The sequence below is a fragment of the Variovorax sp. V35 genome, assembly GCF_041154465.1.
Lineage (GTDB): Bacteria > Pseudomonadota > Gammaproteobacteria > Burkholderiales > Burkholderiaceae_C > Variovorax > Variovorax boronicumulans.
The window spans coordinates 3,058,063-3,074,704 of sequence record NZ_AP028666.1; the positions used below are offsets into that span (position 1 = coordinate 3,058,063).

General features: G+C 68.1%; 16 protein-coding genes. 4 read left to right on the plus strand and 12 right to left on the minus strand.

What is annotated here, in order from left to right; genetic code table 11:
• Positions 1 to 157 precede the first annotated feature (157 nt).
• Positions 158 to 502 (plus strand): hypothetical protein, encoded by a 345-nt coding sequence (locus ACAM42_RS14150; RefSeq protein ID WP_062481853.1) that lies wholly within the window; start codon positions 158 to 160, stop codon positions 500 to 502.
• Positions 503 to 593: 91 nt separating this feature from the next.
• Here the strand turns inward: ACAM42_RS14150 and ACAM42_RS14155 are convergent, their stop codons facing one another.
• Entirely contained in the window at positions 594 to 1,178 is a 585-nt protein-coding gene (locus ACAM42_RS14155; protein ID WP_369632392.1) for a DNA-3-methyladenine glycosylase I, read from the minus strand.
• Positions 1,179 to 1,226: 48 nt separating this feature from the next.
• Between ACAM42_RS14155 and ACAM42_RS14160 the strand changes: the two genes are divergently transcribed.
• Positions 1,227 to 2,966 (plus strand): dipeptidase, encoded by a 1,740-nt coding sequence (locus ACAM42_RS14160; RefSeq protein WP_369632393.1) that lies wholly within the window; start codon positions 1,227 to 1,229, stop codon positions 2,964 to 2,966.
• Positions 2,967 to 2,990: 24 nt separating this feature from the next.
• On the opposite strand, the gene ACAM42_RS14165 is transcribed toward ACAM42_RS14160, so the two are convergent.
• The 5 genes from ACAM42_RS14165 to ACAM42_RS14185 all read right to left on the minus strand — a co-directional run bounded on the left by ACAM42_RS14165 (position 2,991) and on the right by ACAM42_RS14185 (position 7,991).
• Positions 2,991 to 4,067 (minus strand): M48 family metalloprotease, encoded by a 1,077-nt coding sequence (locus ACAM42_RS14165; protein WP_369632394.1) that lies wholly within the window; start codon positions 4,065 to 4,067, stop codon positions 2,991 to 2,993.
• Positions 4,068 to 4,248: 181 nt separating this feature from the next.
• Entirely contained in the window at positions 4,249 to 5,268 is a 1,020-nt protein-coding gene (locus ACAM42_RS14170) for a helix-turn-helix transcriptional regulator (RefSeq protein ID WP_369632395.1), read from the minus strand.
• A 60-nt stretch (positions 5,269 to 5,328) separates the two neighbouring features.
• Positions 5,329 to 6,516: a serine hydrolase domain-containing protein gene (locus tag ACAM42_RS14175; protein WP_369632396.1), complete on the minus strand. Its 1,188-nt coding sequence runs from the start codon at positions 6,514 to 6,516 to the stop codon at positions 5,329 to 5,331.
• 189 nt (positions 6,517 to 6,705) lie between these two features.
• Positions 6,706 to 7,026, minus strand: coding sequence for a chaperone modulator CbpM (locus tag ACAM42_RS14180; protein WP_062481866.1), 321 nt, complete (start codon positions 7,024 to 7,026; stop codon positions 6,706 to 6,708).
• A 2-nt stretch (positions 7,027 to 7,028) separates the two neighbouring features.
• The gene (locus ACAM42_RS14185) at positions 7,029 to 7,991 is read right to left on the minus strand and encodes a DnaJ C-terminal domain-containing protein (protein ID WP_369632397.1); all 963 of its coding nucleotides are present in this window, start codon (positions 7,989 to 7,991) and stop codon (positions 7,029 to 7,031) included.
• A gap of 259 nt (positions 7,992 to 8,250) precedes the next feature.
• Between ACAM42_RS14185 and ACAM42_RS14190 the strand changes: the two genes are divergently transcribed.
• Together ACAM42_RS14190 and ACAM42_RS14195 are read left to right on the plus strand one after the other, a co-directional pair.
• Positions 8,251 to 9,096 carry a hypothetical protein gene (locus ACAM42_RS14190; RefSeq protein ID WP_369632398.1) on the plus strand — a complete coding sequence of 282 codons (846 nt, stop codon included), beginning with the start codon at positions 8,251 to 8,253 and terminating at the stop codon, positions 9,094 to 9,096.
• Between the two features lie 68 nt (positions 9,097 to 9,164).
• Positions 9,165 to 10,100 (plus strand): abortive infection family protein, encoded by a 936-nt coding sequence (locus ACAM42_RS14195; protein WP_369632399.1) that lies wholly within the window; start codon positions 9,165 to 9,167, stop codon positions 10,098 to 10,100.
• A gap of 261 nt (positions 10,101 to 10,361) precedes the next feature.
• On the opposite strand, the gene ACAM42_RS14200 is transcribed toward ACAM42_RS14195, so the two are convergent.
• The 6 genes from ACAM42_RS14200 to ACAM42_RS14225 form a co-directional block, all read right to left on the minus strand.
• Positions 10,362 to 11,015 (minus strand): histidine phosphatase family protein, encoded by a 654-nt coding sequence (locus ACAM42_RS14200; RefSeq protein ID WP_144004418.1) that lies wholly within the window; start codon positions 11,013 to 11,015, stop codon positions 10,362 to 10,364.
• Between the two features lie 3 nt (positions 11,016 to 11,018).
• The gene (locus tag ACAM42_RS14205) at positions 11,019 to 13,415 is read right to left on the minus strand and encodes a penicillin acylase family protein (RefSeq protein ID WP_369632400.1); all 2,397 of its coding nucleotides are present in this window, start codon (positions 13,413 to 13,415) and stop codon (positions 11,019 to 11,021) included.
• 102 nt (positions 13,416 to 13,517) lie between these two features.
• Positions 13,518 to 14,099 (minus strand): glutathione S-transferase family protein, encoded by a 582-nt coding sequence (locus tag ACAM42_RS14210; protein ID WP_369632401.1) that lies wholly within the window; start codon positions 14,097 to 14,099, stop codon positions 13,518 to 13,520.
• A gap of 35 nt (positions 14,100 to 14,134) precedes the next feature.
• Positions 14,135 to 14,773, minus strand: a complete 639-nt coding sequence (locus ACAM42_RS14215; protein ID WP_307584024.1) for a phosphatidylcholine/phosphatidylserine synthase — start codon at positions 14,771 to 14,773, stop codon at positions 14,135 to 14,137.
• 88 nt (positions 14,774 to 14,861) lie between these two features.
• Entirely contained in the window at positions 14,862 to 15,608 is a 747-nt protein-coding gene (locus ACAM42_RS14220) for a glutamine amidotransferase (RefSeq protein ID WP_369632402.1), read from the minus strand.
• 33 nt (positions 15,609 to 15,641) lie between these two features.
• Complete coding sequence (locus ACAM42_RS14225) at positions 15,642 to 16,544, minus strand: LysR family transcriptional regulator (RefSeq protein ID WP_369632403.1); 903 nt, start codon at positions 16,542 to 16,544, stop codon at positions 15,642 to 15,644.
• Positions 16,545 to 16,642 lie beyond the last annotated feature (98 nt).

The following is a 16,642-nucleotide window of genomic DNA, read 5'->3' on the forward strand; positions in this document are numbered from 1 at the left end:
GTTTGTACGAAAAAGTTTCACGCGAACCCCGCATGTCGGAAAGTTCCCCGTGATTGTTTCAATTCCGTGAACACTGCGATTCAGATTGACTGGGGTTTACCCTAGGAATTTGGCGCACACTTCAGGGCATCCAAAGCCCGATCAAGAAGGAATTGAAATGAAGACCTCGAACATCCTCGCCGCCGCCGCTCTCTCCCTGCTCGCCGCCGCTGGCGCCGCCCACGCAGAGACCTACGAAGGCGTTCACGCCGTGACCTCCGGCTACAGCCGTGCCGACGTGGCACCGCAAGCCGTGGCCGCCGCCCGTGCCGGCAACGAATACAGCGACGCCGTGTCGGCCAGCGTGGCCCCCGTGCTGGCCTCGTCGGTGGACCGCGCCTCGGTCCGCGCCGAAGCCGTGGCAGCTGCCCACGCTCCCGGCCAGAACCTGCGCCGCGAATCCTTCGCCGGCAGCGTGATCCCCTCGCAGGCACGCAGCTTCACGCGCCAGGCTGGCCTGTGATCGACAGCGGCGCAAGCCGCCTCGGTTAGCAAGACCACCACCCGAAAAGACCGGACCGTGCGACAGCACCGTCCGGTTTTTTCATGCCTGTTCAGGCGCGGCGGTGGTCGCGATGGCAATGGCAGTCGGGCGCGTGGTCGTCGACGATGCCCGTGGCCTGCATCCAGGCATAGACGATCACCGGGCCGACGAACTTGAAGCCGCGCTGCTTCAGCGCCTTGGACATCGTTTCGGACAGCGGCGTCTGCGTGGGCACCGTGCCCGTGGTGTTGACGACCGGCTGGCCGCCTGCCAGGCCCCAGACGAAATCGGAAAAATCCTCGCCCGCCGCCTGCATGGCCAGGTAGGCCTTGGCGTTGCCGATGGCGGCCTCGATCTTGGCGCGCGAGCGCACGATGCCCGCGTCCTGCATGAGGCGCTCGACGTCGGCGGGCGTGAAGCGCGCCACCGTCTCGGGCACGAAACCCTCGAAGGCCGCGCGGAAGGCGTCGCGCTTGCGCAGGATGGTGAGCCACGACAGGCCAGCCTGGAAGCCGTCGAGCATCAGCTTTTCCCACAGCGCGCGGCTGTCGCGTTCGGGCACGCCCCATTCGGCGTCGTGGTAGCTGGCCAGCAGCGGATCGGTGCGGGCCCAGGCGCATCGCTGGGGCGAAGATTGGCTGTCGTCGTGAGGCATGGCTCGGCTATCGTCGGGGAATGTTTTCGAAATGAGGGGGTGACCCTGATGCAGCAGTCTCGTTTTTCATTGTCGGCGCTTTCGCTGGCTCTCATGGCGCTCGCCGTCGCTGTCCCGGCCGGTGCCGAGACCCTCAAGAAGCCCGCGCTCGACCAGCTCGCCGCCGCCTGGAAGGGTGGCCGCACGGCGCCCGATTTCAAGGCCTTCCTGGCCCAGGCCGCGCAGGCCCAGCCCGCGCTGCAGGCCAGCGTGGCGGCCTACACCGGCGGCAAGGCGCTGGCGGGCGACGACCTCGTCAACATCGCGCGCCTGCTGGGCCTGTACAACCGGCTGCAGAACCAGCAGGCCGTGATCGCCAGCATCGGCACCATGGTCGCCTTGCCCACCGTGCGCAACGTGCAGGTGCCGCCGCACGAGAGCCCGCCGATGGTCGCGTTCGGCCAGCTGGTCGAGAAGATGGCGAAGGACTTCGGGCTGGGCTACCGCAACGTCGACGGCCGCATCTTCGAAGTGAGCCTCAAGGGCCGAGGCAGCGAGGAGTTCGGCATCCTCACGCACGCCGACGTGGTGCCCGCCGTGCTGTCCGAATGGGTGCTCGACGACGGCACGCGCCTGGATCCCTTCGCGATGACGCGCGTGGGAGATTTCCTCTACGGGCGCGGCACCATCGACGACAAGGGCTCCATCGCCGCCGTGCTCTACGCCATGAAGGCCGTGAAGGACAGCGGCCTGCCGGTGGAGCGCGGCGTGCGCCTGATGATCGAGACCACCGAGGAAACCGGCGGCGACGCGATGCAGTACTACCGCGACAAGACGCCGCTGCCGGCCTACAACATCGTGCTCGACAGCAAGTACCCCGCGGTCGTGGCCGAGAAGGGCTCGGGCGCGCTCAAGGTGTTCTTCCCCGCGGAAGCGGCCGACCCCGCCGCGACCGCCATCGCCGCGATGAGCGGCGCGGCCTCGGCCAACGCCATTCCCCAGACCGCGACCGCCACGCTCAAGGGCGGCGACCTCGCGGCCGTGGCCGCGAAGCTCGAGGCCGCCAAGGCCGCCTTCGTGCGCAAGTACGAAAGCCAGGGCGGCAAGTTCGCGATCGATATCGCGCGCGGCGCCGAGGCCGTCGAGCTGAAGGTCACGGGCACGTCGGCCCACGGCTCGCGGCCCGAAGAGGGCGTGAACCCCGTGCCGCGCCTGGCGCTGTTCCTGAAGGAGTCCGGCGTGCCGCTGGCGGCCAACCCCTACCTGCGGGCCGTGCAGTACATCGACGCGCTCTATGGCACCGGCTACCTCGGCGAGAAGATGGGGCTGGGCTACCAGGACGACTTCATGGGCCCGCTCACGATGTCGCCCACGCTGGTGCGCATGGGCGCCGACGGCCGCTTCGAGGTGACGGCCAACGTGCGCATGCCGCGCGGCCGCACGCCCGACGAACTGAAGGCGCAAGTGGCGGCCAAGGTCAACGGCTGGGCCACGGCCAGCCAGGTGAAGCTCGAGCTGGCCTACGACCAGGGCAACTGGATGGCGCGCGACCCGAAGGGCGCGTGGCTCTCGACCCTGCTCAACATCTTCGGCGACACCACCGGCCTGGAGGCCAAGCCCGTGCCCACCGCCGGCAGCACCACGGCCAAGCTGATGCCCAACGCCATCAACTTCGGCCCCGCGATGCCCGGCAAGAAGTACACGGCGCACAACGCGAAGGAATACAAGGAAGTGCCCGACCTCGACGCCGACATGCAGATGTTCACCGAGATGCTGGTGCGCATCGGCAACCTGCAGCAGATGCAGTAGCGGCCCGCGCTCACGCGCGGCGCGTCAGGACTTCGATGTCGCCAGGGGCACCAGCGGTGCCCCGTTCTTTGTCTTGGCCTGGATCTCGGCGATGGTGCGCCGCATCGCGACGAAGCGTTTGGCGGAGCTCGGCGGGGTGCTCATGAAGCCCTTCTTCTTCGCGCCGGCCGTGTGCACGCCGAGCTCGCGCCAGATCCGTTCGGCGCCGTCGATGTCGTAGCCCGCCGCGGCCACCATGTAGAGGCCGAGGTAGTCGGCCTCGGCGTCGAACTGCTGCGAGAACGGCGACGACAGCGCCTCTTGCGCCAGCCCGGTGCCGCCCAGCGCGCCATCCACGATGCCGGCCGCGATGCCCACCGCGCGCGTCTTGCCGCCATGCGACAGCACGCCGTTGGCCAGCTCGTGCCCCAGCACGATCGCGAGGTCGCGGTTGTCGGGAAAGAAGCGCATCAGCGCAGAGTTGACGACGATCTCGTGCCCATCGTTCTCCGCATGGACCTCGTTCTTCATCCGCGTGATGGCCGTGTAGTTGCACGCCGTGGTGTAGGGCAGGCGCAGCGCCGTCGACTGGCCCTCGCGCTGCACCACGGCCTCCAGCCAGCCTTCGCGTTTGGCGGGCTTGGCGCGCGCGGCGTCGATCAGCACGTCGTTGAGCCGATCGATCCCTTTCTCGCCGGCGGGCAGCGGCTTGCCGCCGACGGACAGCAGCACGTCCCCGGCGCGCAGCGGCGTGGCCGGCGCCTGCTTCCTGTCGAGCGTCCACAGCACGGTCAGCCGGTCGTCCAGGTGCAAGGTCTGCTTCGCCGCCGCGCGTTCTTCCTTCTCGAAGCTCCACAGACTGGCGATGTGCGCGCCCAGGCTGGCCCGCACGTCGCCGCCGCAGAACGGCGCGCTGTGCTCCAGGAGCGGGATCGCCACATCGTCGAGCCGGCGCTGCAGCGTCATGCGGTGGTTCAGCGACAACGACTGCTGCAGGGACTGTTCCTGGACGACGTCAGGGTCGTCGCTGGCCGGCCGGATGGAGGCGGCGCAGGCCGTGAGGACAAAGGTGGCCGCGATCGACGCGCAGGCCGGGAAGAAGGACGGGCGAGGGTTGTTCATTCGCTCAAGAGGTGCTGGGCATCGGTCGCATCCAGGCGCGGACGCGATGCCAGATGCCATCGAGGGAAGGGGAGTTGCCCGGTGGCGATGGCGACCGGGCGTTCCAGGCAAGGCGAGGTGCCGCGCCCGCTTGGCATTGTGGGAGCGCGAGCGCGCTCCAAGCTGAAGATCAGATGAAGGTTCAGCCGGTCTTGCGCGCGCGCAGCGTGGCAGAAGGCAGCTCGCCGAAGCGCTGCTGGTAGGCCGCGGCAAACAGGCCGAAGTTGGCGTAGCCCCATGCCTGCGCCACCGAGCGCACCGTCGCGCCCGCGTCGGCCATCAGCAGTTCGGCGCGCACGCCCTGCAGGCGTTGCTCGCGCAGCGCACGCATCGGCGTGGCCTGGCGGTATTCGCGAAAGGCGCTGTTCAGCGTGCGCACGCTGACGCCCGCCACGCTCGCCAGTTCACCGAGCGTGGGCGCGTGCTGTGCGTGCTCGCGGATGTGGCGCTCGGCCGCCAGCACATGCCGCGGCGCCATGCGGTGCTGCACGGCTTCGGCCGGGTGCTCCAGCTGCGCGCGCCACTGGGTCAGCACGTGCACGCCGATCATCTCTTCGAGGTGCCGCCCCAGCGGGCCGCTGTCGACCGCCTCGGGCAGCTCGGTGACGCAGCGACACGCATACGACAAGAGCGAGATCCAGCTCGACTGGGCACCGCCGAACTTGAACTTGCGCGTCCACAGCCGCTCGTCGGCGGGCGCGCCGAACCAGCGCGCGTGCAGCGCGGCCAGCGCGTCGTGCGAGAAGCTGAGGTTCACCTGCAGGTGGTTGGCGTCGAAGTCCACCCAGTAGTGCGTGCGCGAGGTGTCGACCACGAAGGCGTCGCCCACGCCGGTGTCGGCATAGGCGTTGGCTTCGGACCAGTGGCGGCCCGCGCCGCGCACGGTCGTCAGCACCATGCCGACGCCGCTGTCGGGCGAGAAGTCCTTGATGTTCACCGGAATGCCGTAGTGGAACCGGCTCAGCGTGAAGTGCCCGATGCGCGTGGCGTCGAGCACCGAATCGGGCGTGCGCGCCCGCCCGATGGGCGTGACGCGGTAGGGCATGTAGATGCGGTCCGACCAGCGCCGGATGTCGTCCCAGTCGTGCGAGGCCACCAGGCGGTGGCGCTCGCTCGGCTGCCCGCGGGCGTCGGTGACCAGCACGTTGCGGATCGCATCCATCGCGCACCTCGGTTCAGAAGGAAGAAGGTGCGCGCCCCGGGGCGCGCACCGCTCAGCGGCTCAACGGTGATGGTAAACCGCGGTCTCGAAAGCCACGAAGCCCGGGTAGCTCGCGCAGTCCTGGAACGGCAGGATCTGCGTCGCCCAGTAGCCGCCGATGCCGCTCTCGCGGTCGATCCAGAAGAAGCTGTTGGCCAGGCCCGCCCACATCAGCGAGTTCGCGGGGCGGCCCGTGGGCGCGCGCTCGCGGTTGGTCATGAAGGTGTAGGCCCAGCCCTTGTCGGTGCCGGGCAGGAACTCGCCCGTGTTGCTCAGCGCGGGCACCGACGTGCGCCAGCCGCCCACCGACAGGTCCATGGCGGCCAGGCCGTCCTGCGCCATGCGCTGCACCGTGTCGGCCTTCAGCACGCGCCCGTGCGGCCCGGTGCCGTCGTTCAGCACCATGCGGATGAATTTCATGTACTCGCCCACGGTGGCATACAGGCCGTGGCCGCCCATGTCCATCGGCGGCGGCTCGGGCAGCACCAGCTCGGGCAGCGGCGTGAGCCGGCCATCGGCGGCGCGGTCGTGGATGGTCACGCGGCGTGCCTTCATCGACTCGGACATGCCGAAGCCGATGTCCTGCATGCCCAGCGGCTCGAAGACGCGCTCCTTCATCACCTCGCCCAGGCGCTTGCCGCGCTGCCGTTCGACGATGCGGCCCAGCCAGTCGATGTTGGCGCCGTAGGTCCAGGCCGCGCCCGGCTCGTGCAGCAGCACGGTGCGGATCGATTCGAAGCTGCCCGACACCACCGTGGGAATGTTCAGCGCGGCGCGGTACTTCAGGTCGTCTTCGCTGAAGAACTCGTAGCCCAGGCCCGAGGTGTGCAGCATCAGGTCGTTGACCGTGATGCGTCGGCGTGGCGCGCGCGTGCGCGGCCGGCCATCGGCGTCGAAGCCGTCGAGCACCTGCAGTTCGTCGATCTCGGGCACGTAGGCGCCGGCCGGGTCGGTGAGCGAAATCTTGCCTTCCTCGATCAGCTGCATCACGCAGGTGCCCGTGATCGCCTTGGTGGTCGAGAAGATGGCGAACACGCTGTCGGTGGCCATCGGCCGGTCGAGCCCGAGTTCGCGCGTGCCGGCGGCGCCCTCGTAGAAATTGCCCGCGCGGTCGGTCGCCATCGCGACGACGCCGGGGGCGCCGCCGTGGCGGTGAACGGTCTGGTGCAGCGTTGCGTCGAGCGCGGTCTTCAGCCTGTGCGAGGTCATGCCTTCTTGTCTCCTGTGTGAGGAGGCCGGGCGGTGTGTGAAGGGGTGCCTGCGCGCCGGCCTGCCATGCGAAATTCCGCAGGCAGCGGCAATCTAGGGCCGAGGGCTCACCGATCCTGTTCGGAAGTGGCAGGCGGCTGTCCAGGTCTGGCAGTCATTGCGCGCGACCTGCGGCGCGCGCGGCGCCTTTCAGCCCACGCCGTGCGCCTGCAGCACCGCCTTCAGCCGCCGCACCTCGTGCTGCAGGTCGAGGATCAGCGCGGCGGCGTCCAGGTTCACGCCGAAGTCGCGTTCGAGCCGGCGCGCTTCGAGTGCGTGCTGCAGGTCGGTGCTGGAGAACTCCCAGCGCTCGGGCGGCGCGTCGGTCGTGGTGACCTGCACGATGCCCACTTCGACCAGCTGCACGACCCAGGCGGTGTCGGCGCCGCAGGCGTGCGCCAGTTCGTTCGCGGCCAGCGGGTGCGAGACGCCGATGGCCGTGGTGGTGGTCACGGAAGAAAAGTTCGCCATGCTCAGACTCCCAGGTGCTGGCGGGGGTTGAACGAGGAGGTCGCCTGCGCGAGTTGCGTGTAGGCGTTGCGCGCGGCCTCGCTGTCGGCGGGCGGCAGTGCGATCTCGAGCAGCAGGTACAGGTCGCCGGGCGTCTTGCCCGCGAAGCCCCGACCCTTGAGCCGCAGCTTCATGCCGCCGCGTGCGTTGGGCGGCACGGTGACCTCGACCACGCCGCCGGTGGGCGTGGGCACCTGCACTTGCGCGCCCAGCGCGGCTTCGGCCGGCGTGACGGGCAGCGTCATGTACAGGTCGCGCTCTTCCACGCGGTACAGCTTGTGCGGCGCGATGCGCACCTCGAGGTACAGGTCGCCAGCCGGCTCGCCGCCGTGGCCGGGCATGCCCTGGCCCGCGAGGCGGATGAACTGGCCGGGGTGCACGCCGGGCGGGATCTTCACGGCGAGCGTGCGGTTCTCCCACTGCGGACGGCCCTGCGCATCGAGCGACTGGGCGCGCAGCGTGAGCTCGCGCTCGGCGCCGTTCAGCGCGTCTTCGAGCGTGATCTCGATGGCCGCGTGGTGGTCTTCGCCGCGCGCGCGGTAGTTCTGGCGCGTGGCACCACGGCGCTCGGCGTCGCCGAACATCGACGAGAAGAACTCGCTGAAGTCGGCGTGGTCGGCCGGGCCCTGGCGCGGGCCGCGGTGAAACTCGTAGCCGGTGTCCCAGCCGGGCGGCGGCTCGAAGCTGCCGTCGGGGCGGCCGCCGCGCGCGACACGGTCGGCCAGCGCGTCGTAGGCGGCGCGCTTGTCCTTGTCGCCGAGCACGTCCTTGGCCTCGTTGATGTCGCGCATGCGCTGCTCGGCGTCGGGCTCCTTGCTGACGTCGGGGTGGTACTTGCGGGCGAGCTTGCGGTAGGCCTTGCGCACCTCGTCGTCGGACGCGGTGCGTTCGACGCCCAGTGCGCTGTAGTAGTCCTTGAATTCCATGGTGGTGGTGATTCCGGATTGTCTTACTGAGGTTATACAGGCTTGAGAGCGGTCACCAACAGCATAGAAACGACGCCGGCTACTCTCTGGTGGGACGCTGTATACAGGAGCGAACGACGCTTCTAGACGCTTGGCGATCCTCTGGCAATGTGCGGTCTGGCATACGAAATACAAGTGGCGGCGTCGGGGAGGTCATGAACGCGTTCTAGGGTGCCGTGCAAGGGCACCTTTTTGGGGGCGTAGATATGATGCTTGAACTATGTCTCGCATTCCCTATTCAATCCGCCACGGTCTGAACAAGAACGCCAAGGGCTTTGGTCTCTTCGACACCTTGCAATTGTTTTGTGATGCCTTTGATGACCTGAAAGAGCAGGGGTATACGCACGAGTACTTCGGCTTCTATTGCATCGATGAGGACGAGGTGAGAGGGAAAATTTCCAACATTGAGCGTGAGATCAAGCTGGTGCTGCGTAAGAGCAACCTTTGGCCTATCTACAGCACTGGAGTCGGAAGTTGGAAAGAGGATGATCTGTTCGACATGATGGAATTTTTGTACGACCGCGTCAGCAAGCCGCTGACGGGGAGCCATCATTCCTACGGAGACTGTGGCATGCATTGGGTAACCTTTGATGCGCAGAAGGGGAAAGAACACTTCGTTCAGAAAATGAACGACGTCCTTTTGACATATGAGAAGCCGTTCATCATGTCGGCCGACGGTTTGATCATGCGGAGGGCGCCTGATGGCCTTGAGCAAATCTTCGATGCAAAGCTTCCAAGCGAAGACAATTCGGTCCTTGGAAGGGTTAAAGCTGCTACCAACGCCTATCGTCGTTACGGTGCATCAATCGATGATCGCAGACATGCCGTAAGCGATCTGGCCGGAGTTCTTGAGCTGTTGCGCCCCAAAATGCGAGACGTCATTACAAAGGCTGACGAAGCTGATCTTTTCAATATTGCCAACAATTTCGAGATTCGGCATCAGAATGACAAGCAGAAGAATGACTACGATGCCGCTATCTGGCTTTCTTGGATGTTCTACTTCTACCTTTCGACCATTCATTTGATGTTGCGTCGTTTGGCGAACGAGCCCAAGCAGCAGCTCTAACACCCGGACTCTTTCGGTAGGAAGACTCAAGGTCGCGGAATATAAAGCGCACGTATACCAGGTAACCCATGGCAAAACTCATTCCAGCGCCGTTGATAGCCGTAGTGTCCGTGCTCGTGGCAGGCGAGGAAACGCATGCAACCCTCGACGGCTTGTTCTCCTATGCGGAGGCACCGGGAGATCCTCCTCAAGGCCTTAGCAAGCACGCCAAGGCGCAGGAATGGCTTCGCCTAGCGAACAAGCTCCACCCAGAGCCGTTGGTGGTCCTGGGCAAGATCATTTGTGGGTATTTGGAAGACCCAATGATGGTCGCAGACTATCCGTCTCCGCAGTGGGGAAGCGAAGACGAGGCGATAACGAAGAAGCGCGAGAGCGTTCGAAAGATCGAAGCCGTGCTCGCCAACAACGGATTGACCTATCACACCGGAGGGGTCATCACGAGCAGCGGGCTGGCCCCGAGCAAAACGCTTGGACAGCTTATCAAAGGGCGGGACATGCCCGCTATCCATCGCGAGTTTGATCGCGCTATGGAGACCGTGGATGCAAAGCCTCGCGACGCGGTATCTGCTGCGTCCAATATCCTCGAATCGATCTTCAAGACATACATCGAGGACAACGGACTCACGATGCCCGACAAGCAGGATTTACAACCTGTTTTCAAGATTGTCCGGGCGGATTTGGGGCTTGATCCTAGTAGCGTAGAGGATCAGGATTTGCAACGGATCATTACCGGCTTGTTCGGGATTGTTGATGGGATCGGGGCGCTACGCACGCACGCTGGGAGTGCTCATAGCGAAGGCCGGAAAGGCTACAAACTTGAGCCTCGTTATGCGCGATTGGCCGTAAACGCCGCTCACACAGTTGCGACCTTTGTGATGGAAACATGGGACAAGAAGTCGGGTATCACTCCATCCCAGCCTGCACCACCTGCACCACCTGCACCCAAGCAGGTCGCAAAAGCAGTGTCCTCATGGGCAGAGTTTGATGATGACGCTCCTTTTTAGCTCAGCGTCATACGACACCTACGATGTGGGTTGCCGAGCTTTCAAGTCGCCGCCTCTGCGTTGCTCTCAAACTCATGCAGGATGATCCAGTTATTCACGTTTGCGGCTAGGCCCAGCTCTTCCGCATAGGTCGGGACAAAAAGGCTACGAAGGGGGCATCTTGATTGCCCTTCTGCAGCTAAGGCATGAAGTAGTCCTTGAATTCCATGCTGGTTGGTGATTCCTTTCCGTGGACGGCGTACAGGGCGACCGGGCGCTGATTCAGGCCAGGGCGGCTCCGCCGTCGGCTTGCCGCTGTTGCAGCGGCGTCACGGCCCATGTGGGGCCGGCACGTGTGAAGCGCAAGGGTTGCGCGTTGCCGAAGATGCTCGCATCGACCGCCACGCCCAGCAGCGCGGCCAGCGCGTAGAGCGTGCCGCCGTGCGCCACCACCAGCACCGGCGCGGGCTGCGCGGCGAGCGCGGCGGCCAGCGCCTGGCGCTTGCGGTCGACGAACTGCGCCAGCGTCTCGCCGCCCTCGGGCTCGCAGGCCCAGTCGATGTTCGCCGACGAGGTGCCGATGAGCGCGCCGAAGTTGCGCTCGCGCAGGTTCTCGTGCGCGCTGGGCACGAGGCCCAGGGCGCGCGCCACGGTGTGGGCGGTGTCGAAGGCGCGGCGCGCGTCGCTGCACACGATGGCGCCGATCGGCTCGCCGGCCAGCAGCTCGGCCGCCTGCACCGCCTGCTGCTCGCCGAGCGCGCTCAGGGGCTCGTCGGGCGCCTGGAAGACGCGCAGCGCATTGCGCCCGGTCTGGCCGTGGCGCAGGAAGTAGAAGTGATCGCAGGCCGGGGCGAGCGGCTGCTCGGCGGCCAGGCGGTTCAGCAGGTCGATGCCTGTGGCGGCGTGGGCGGGGAACGGAACGGTGCTCGAGGACATGGTTCAGTACGCCAGCTGCAGCGGCTTGCCTTCGCGCTGCGCCTGCACGTCGGCCGGGTGGAAGGGCAGCGGATGCCACTGCTTGGCCGCGAACAGCGGCAATTGGTCGTAGGCGCGCGGCGAGGCCGGGTCGCTGCTCTGGCCGTAGGTGAGCAGGCCTTGCGCCACGGGGCCGCGCGCGTCGAAGGTCACGACCTGCATGTAGCTGCTGCCGTAGTTGATGGCGTAGCCCTTCGGGTCGATCAGCGGCTGGCCCTGCGATTCGAGCTTGTTGAGCACGCCCTCGAACTCGTCGCCGCCGGGCAGCGCGATCTTCTGGCCGCGCACAGTGCGCGACTGCGGCACGCCCAGTGCCACATCGGCCGCGAAGCCGGCGGTGCGCACGGTGCCGACCGCATCGCCCAGCGCCTTGAACACCGCCTCGCGCGTGGCGGGCGTGGCCATGTCCAGGCCGGTGGGCGTGGTCACGGGCTGCGCCGGGTCGAAGGGCACGCGCCAGACCTTGGGCAGGTCCTTGGCCTTGCGCCAGAACTCGCGGAACAGCGCCGCGCCCTTCGACTCGGCGTTGCTGGTGCGGTCCCAGGCGGAGAGCACGCGGCAGCCCAGGGCCTGGTCGGCGCTCAGCGCGGCGCCGGTGGCGGTGCACGCGGCCTTCAGGTCGTCCATCACCAGCATGCCGGCGAGGTTCCTGTCGCGGAAGATCACGCTGCGCAGCTCGGCCGCGCCCATGCGGTTGCCCGGCAGGCCGTCGGTGCCGGCCAGTCGGCCTTCGATTTCCAGGATGCCGCTGCGCGTGCGCAGCCGCTGCGGCACGCCGACGGGGCCGACCAGCGGCGACACGCCGGCCATCGGCGGCACGCGCGGGTTGCTGAGCCAGAAGCTGTCGTTGCTGTTCTGCACCCAGTCGGGCGTGACGACGACCGGCATGCGGGCCGGCGCGATGATGCCGGGCGCAGCGGCGCCGGGGTCGCGGTGCCAGGCGCAGGCGCTGCGCGAGCCGTCGAGCACGGGCAGTCCGGCCGCGTTGAGCAGCGCAGCGGCGGCCGGCGAGGGCGCGCAGGCCTTGAGCATTTCGGCCGACACGTCGGGCACCACCGACAGGTCGGCGTACATCGCGTTGCCCTCGCGGTCGGCCGCCAGGGTGTTGATCCACGGGATGCCCTGGTTGCCCATGGCGGCGCGCAGCTCGGCGACGTTGCGGGCGCGGCCCATCTTCATCCAGCTTTCGGCCGAGCGCACGTTGAGCGTGTTGGCGTCGCGGATCGCATAGGCCTTCTGGGCGGTCCAGCCCAGGCCGGCGCGCGGCAGCGAGACCACGGGGCCCCAGTCGGTGGCGTAGAAGGTGTGCTGCACCGGCGCGCCGCCCGCCGTGGCGGCGGCCGGCAGCGCCACGGTGCGCGCGACCATCTTCTTCGGCTGGCCGTCGACCCAGTACACGGTCGGGTCGTTGGGGTCGAGCTTGAGCTCGTACAGCGTGAAGCGCTTGCCGGTCGACACGGTGTGGGTCCAGGCCACGTCCTTGTTGAAGCCGATCGACACCACCGGGCTCAGGCCGCCGGTGGCGCCCATCACGTCGAGCTGGCCGGGAATGGTCAGGTGCATCTGCCAGAAGCGGTTGGTGCCGTTCCAGGGGAAATGCGGGTTGCCCAGCAGCAGGCCCTTGCCGTCGGGCGTGGCGTTGCGCCCGAAGGCCCAGCCGTTGGAGCCCAGCTCGCCGCCCTCGGGGTTGGCGTTGAAGCTGTGGCGGCCGATTTCGGCCACCGCCTGCTCGAGCGCGACCGGCGCCGCGCCGGTCTTGGCGCCCGGGGCCGGCGGCACGGCGGCCAGCACGGCGCCGGCCAGCGCGCCCAGGCCGCCCTGGATCATCGATTGCTCGGTGGCGCGCGCCAGGTCGGCGGCCGTCATCGGGCGCACCCAGGGCTTGCCGCGGCAGGCCTCGGGCAGGCCATTGGGGCCCGCATCCTGCAGGTAGCGGTTGTAGCCCGCCACGTAGCCGCGCAACGCGGCCTTCACCTCGTCGTTGGTGGTGGCCGCCGCGCGGGCCAGCGCCGCGTCGTCCATGTGGTAGCGCACGAACAGGTCGATCTGCGCGTTGGGCATGCGGCCCAGGCCGAAGTCGCCGGTGTTCTGTGCCCCGAGGAACTGCGCGCGGTCGCCGCGCAGCGTCAGCAGGTGCTCGGCGGTCTGGCAGACGTTGTCCTGCGCGTGCGCGTAGGCGGTGCCGTAGGCCAGGCCTTCGTAGTCGGGCGCCGTGATGTGCGCGATGCCGAAGGTGGTGCGCTCGATGCTCACGCTGCGGCTGCCGGGCGGCGGCGTGCTGGCACAGGCCCCGAGCAGGGCGACCAGGCCCAGGGAGAGGGCCGTCAACGAGAACCGGGAGCGCGAGGTGTTCGAAGTCATGGGGCGGGCGTGAGGTGGGGAAAGGGTCGAAAAAGAGGGACCGATTAGAGGATGAACCTCCGCCGCGCACTGTCGCCAGCGCGGCACGCCTTGCCGCTTACTTCAACCGAACTTCATGCCTTTTGGCCGTGCCTGCAGCCTGTGGATGTAGGCGTCGAGCTTCGGGCGGTTGGTGCGCCCGCCGAAGGCGCGGTGCCAGATGAGCATCGAGCCGATCATCACGTCGGCCGCCGTGAACTGCGCGCCGAACAGGTAGGGGCCGTCGCCGAGCTCGCGTTCGACGGCGTCCTTGGCCTGCTCGAAATCGGTCCAGCCGCGCGCGCTGTTGTTGCTCTTGATCTTCAGCAGGCTGTCGCCCATCGAGGGCTCGAGCTGCGCGGTCGAATAGACCATGAGCGACAGGTAGCGCCCGCGCTCGGGCGTGCCCACGGCCGGTGCCAGGCGCTTGCCGGGGTACTTCTCGGCGATGTACATGCAGATGGCCGCGTTCTCGAAGATGCGGGTGCGGCCGTCGACCAGCGCGGGCAGCTTGCCGGCCGGGTTGATCTTCAGGAACTCGGGGCGCTTGTGGGCGCCCTCCCGGATGAGGGTGGGCACGATCTCGTAGTCGACCTCGGCCTCGTCGAGCATCCACTTGGCGACCTGCGCACGGCTGCGCGGGTCGAAATACAGCTTCATCGTCATGCGGGGTCTCCTTGGTGAGCGGGGCAGAGGTGCGGTCAGAACTTGGGGATGCGCAAGGTCTTGCTGATCATCAGCGTGCCCGAGAGCGCGAACAGCAGCACCAGCGGGTGCAGCTGCCAGGGGCCGAGCGTCCAGGCGCCGCCCCACACGTTGGCGCCGAGGGCGCCCTTCGAGGCCGCGTAGGCCAGCACGCCCACCAGCACCACGCTGGTCGGGATCGGCGTGCCTTCGAAGTACTTCACCTTGTCGGCGCCGGCCGAGAGGGCCTCGGCCGTCACGTTGTAGCGCGCGAGCCGGCTCACGCCGCAGCCCACGAAATAGATCAGCACCGCGCAGTCCCAGCCGCCGTCCAGGCCGGCGGCGAAGCCGAGCGCGGCGGGCAGCACACCGAAGGAGATCACGTCGGCCAGCGAGTCGAGTTCGCGCCCGAGCGCCGACTGGGTCTGGCGCCAGCGCGCGATGCGGCCGTCGAGCACGTCGAAGATGAAGGCGGCCGGGGCGAGCGCCGCGGCCCAGTAGAAGTGGGCGAGCGACTGGCTGCGCATGAAGGCCATCGCGAAGAACACCGCCCCGACGCCGCAGGCCGCGTTGCCGAGCGTGAACACATCGGCCAGGTGAAAGCCGCGGATCATCGAGAAGTGCTTGCGGGCCGGCGGGGGCGAAGGCGTGGTCATGAGGCGGGGAAAGCTGCGAAAGGAACCGCACCTTAACCCAAGCGGGGCCCGCTTTTTGTAGTCGCGCGCCGACGCCCCGTCGGCGCCCTCAGACGGCTGGCTGCGCCTTGGCCTCGACGATCCGCGCGAAGCGCCCGAGCAGGCCCGCCGCCGCGTCGGTGGGGCGCACGCCTTCGCGCAGCGCCGCGGCATCGAGCCCGTCGGCGGCCAGGTCGCGGGCCAGCAGCTCGATGTAGCCGCCCATGGTCGTGGCGTCGAACTCGGGGTGGAACTGCAGGCCCCAGGCCTGCGCGCCCACGCGGAAGGCATGCACGGGTTCGTGCGCGCTGTGGGCCAGCTTCACCGCGCCCTCGGGCAGGCGCAGCGCGCTCTGCCAGTGGATCGCCTGCGCCGGGAACTGCGCGGGCAGGTCGCCCAGCAGGGCGTCGCCGGCGGCGGCGGCATCGAGCGTGACGGTGACCGTGCCAACTTCGGGGCCGCCCGGGTGGTGGCCGGCCTCGCCGCCGAGTGCGTGCGCCAGCAGCTGGTGGCCGTAGCAGATGCCGAGCACGGGCGTGTCGCGCGCGACCAGTTCGGCGAGCCAGGCGGCGGTGGTTTCGCTCCAGGGTTCGCGATGCGACACCATCGCGTGCGAGCCGGTGACGACCACGCCCGCGACCTGGCCGGGCGCGGGCAGCGTGTCGCCGCGACGCGGGTCGACCACCACCAGGGGCAGGGTCTGCGTGCCGAGGCCGTCGGCGATCCAGTGCTCGAAGTCGCCGCGGCCTTCGCGCAGCGCGTCATGGGTGTCACCGACCTTGACGATGACCAGGGGATACGGGGGCGTGCTGTGCATGGCGTCGATCATGCCGCAGCCGCCGTGCGCCGGTCAGCGCCGGGACGATTCCCGACGGTGCAGCAGGTCCATGAAGGCACGGCCCACGGGCGAGGGAGAGCGTCCCGCGCGCGTGACCAGCCCGATGGGCCGCGACATCAGCGGGCGCCGCAGCGGCACGGTGGCCAGCTCGTCGTTCTGCGACAGCTGCAGCGCGAGCCGGGGCAGGGCGGTGAGCCCCAGCCCGGCCGCCACCAGCGCGCCCGCCACGGCCACGCTCGGGTATTCGAGCGCGGGCTGCACCTGCAGGCCGCGCTGCAGGAAGGCGGCGTCGGTGATCGGCCGGATGCTGCTCTGGAAGCTGCTCGCAATGAAGGGGCGCGTCGCGAACACCGACCACGACACCGAGGCGCGCGCGGCCAGCGGGTCGTCGCGCCGGCACAGCAGCACGAAGGGGTCGTCGCGCAGGTGGCGGTACAGCAGGGGCTCGTGCGTGCCGGGGCGCACGCTGAGGCCGAAGTCGGCGCGGCCTTCGTCCACCGCGGCACGCACCGCTTCGGCCGGCCCTTCGATCAGCGAGAACTGCACCTGCGGATGCTGCTGGCGGAACTCGGCGATGGCGCCGGGCAGCAGCGCCACGCCGGTCGAGGGCAGTGCCGCGATGGTGAGGTGGCCGCTGCGGCCTTCGAGGAACTGCGACAGCTCGCTGAACGAGCTGTTGAAGTTCTCCAGGATGCGCAGCGCGATCGGCAGCAGCTCGCGCCCCGCCGGCGTGAGCTCGACGTGCCGCGTGTCGCGGTCGAACAGGCGCGCGCCCACCAGGTCTTCGACGATGCGCACCGTGCGGCTCAGCGCCGGCTGCGACACATGCAGGGCCTGCGCGGCGGCGCGGAAGTTGGTGGTCTTCGCGACTTCGACGAAGGCCTCGAGCTGCTGCAGCGTGATGTCGACTCGCACGGACGCGGCTCCCTCGGGGTGGCTGTGGATTGATCCATCCAAGTTATCACAGATATAGGAATATTGTTCTTCACAGATCAATGCGCGACGCCGAGACT